General features: G+C 69.1%; 1 protein-coding gene. It reads right to left on the minus strand.

The window, feature by feature from the left end; translation table 11 throughout:
* Positions 1-11: 11 nt before the first annotated feature.
* Positions 12-1,976 (minus strand): acetate--CoA ligase (gene acs / locus I3F54_RS31785; RefSeq protein WP_275677181.1); only part of this gene is annotated, 1,965 nt, incomplete at its 5' end.

A 1,976-nucleotide genomic window follows, 5' to 3' on the forward strand; every position in this document is an offset into this window, starting at 1 on the left:
CGCCTGCGGGCTCAGTCCTCGGTGGGCGGGGTGGGGAGTTTGGCCTGGATGAGGTCCATGACGGTGGAGTCGGTCAGGGTGGTGACGTCTCCGAGCTGGCGGTTCTCGGCGATGTCGCGCAGCAGTCGGCGCATGATCTTTCCGGAGCGGGTCTTGGGTAGTTCCGCGACGGGGAGGATTCGCTTGGGTTTGGCGATCGGGCCGAGGGTGGTGCCGACGTGGTCGCGCAGGTTGCCGGTGAGGTCGTCGGTCTCGGATGCGGTGCCGCGCAGGATGACGAACGCGACGATCGCCTGGCCGGTGGTCTCGTCGGTGGCGCCGACGACGGCGGCTTCGGCGACGGCGGGGTGGGAGACGAGGGCGGATTCCACCTCGGTGGTGGAGATGTTGTGTCCGGAGACGAGCATGACGTCGTCGACCCGGCCGAGGAGCCAGATGTCGCCGTCCTGGTCCTTCTTCGCCCCGTCTCCGGCGAAGTAGGTGCCTTCGAAGCGTGACCAGTAGGTGTCGATGAACCGCTGGTCGTCGCCCCAGATGGTGCGCAGCATCGCGGGCCATGGTTCGGTGAGGACGAGGTAGCCGCCGCCGCCGTCGGGTACTTCGTTGCCGTTGTCGTCGACGACGGTGGCGCAGATGCCGGGCAGGGGGCGTTGTGCGGAGCCGGGCTTGGTGTGGGTGACGCCGGGTAGTGGGGAGATCATCATGGCGCCGGTCTCGGTCTGCCACCAGGTGTCCACGATCGGGGTGCGGTCGGCGCCGATGTGCTTGCGGTACCAGATCCAGGCTTCGGGGTTGATCGGCTCGCCCACCGAGCCCAGGATGCGCAGGGAGGACAGGTCGAACTTGGCGGGGATGTCGTCGCCCCACTTCATGAAGGTGCGGATCGCGGTCGGTGCGGTGTAGAGGATGCTCACGCCGTACTTCTGCACGATCTCCCAGAAGCGGCCCTGGTGGGGGGTGTCCGGGGTGCCCTCGTACATGACCTGGGTGGCGCCGTTGGCCAGTGGCCCGTACACGATGTAGGAGTGTCCGGTCACCCAGCCGACGTCGGCGGTGCACCAGTACACGTCGGTGTCGGGTTTGAGGTCGAACACGGCGTGGTGGGTGTAGGCGGCCTGGGTCAGGTAGCCGCCGGAGGTGTGCAGGATGCCCTTGGGCTTGCCGGTGGTGCCGGAGGTGTAGAGGATGAACAGGGGCTGCTCGGCGTCGAAGGCCTGTGGGGTGTGCTCGGGGCTCTGCCGCTCGACCGCTTCGTGCCACCACACGTCCCGGCCCTGGGTCCAGGCGACGTCCTGGCCGGTGCGGCGTACCACGAGGACGTGCTCGACGTTGTCCACGCGGGCGATGGCGTCGTCGACGGCCGGCTTCAGCGCGGACGGCTTGCCGCGCCGCCAGCCGCCGTCGGCGGTGATGACCACCTTGGCGTCGGCGTCCTGGATGCGGGTGGCCAGCGCGTCGGCGGAGAAGCCGCCGAAGACGACGGAGTGTGCGGCGCCGATACGGGCGCACGCCAGCATCGCGATCGCGGTCTCCGGGATCATCGGCATGTAGACGGCGACCCGGTCGCCGGTGCGCACGCCCATCTCCAGCAGGGCGTTGGCGGCCCGGCAGACCTCGTCCTTGAGCCGGCTGTAGGTGATGGCCCGGCTGTCGCCGGGCTCGCCCTCGAAATGGATCGCGACGCGGTCGCCGTGACCGGCCTCCACGTGGCGGTCGACGCAGTTGTAGGCGACGTTGAGCGTGCCGTCCCTGAACCACCTGGCGAACGGCGGGTTCGACCAGTCCAGCGTCTCGGTCGGCTCCTCGGCCCAGGTCAGCCTGTGGGCCTGCTCGGCCCAGAAGCCGAGCCGGTCAGCCTTGGCCCGTTCGTACGCCTCTGCCGTGACGTTGGCGTGCGCTGCCAGCTCAGCGGGCGGCGCGAAGCGTCGCTCCTCCCTGAGGAGGTTGGCCAGGCTTTCGTTACTCACGACATCTCC

The organism is Streptomyces sp. MUM 2J, from assembly GCF_022414535.1.
GTDB lineage: Bacteria > Actinomycetota > Actinomycetes > Streptomycetales > Streptomycetaceae > Streptomyces.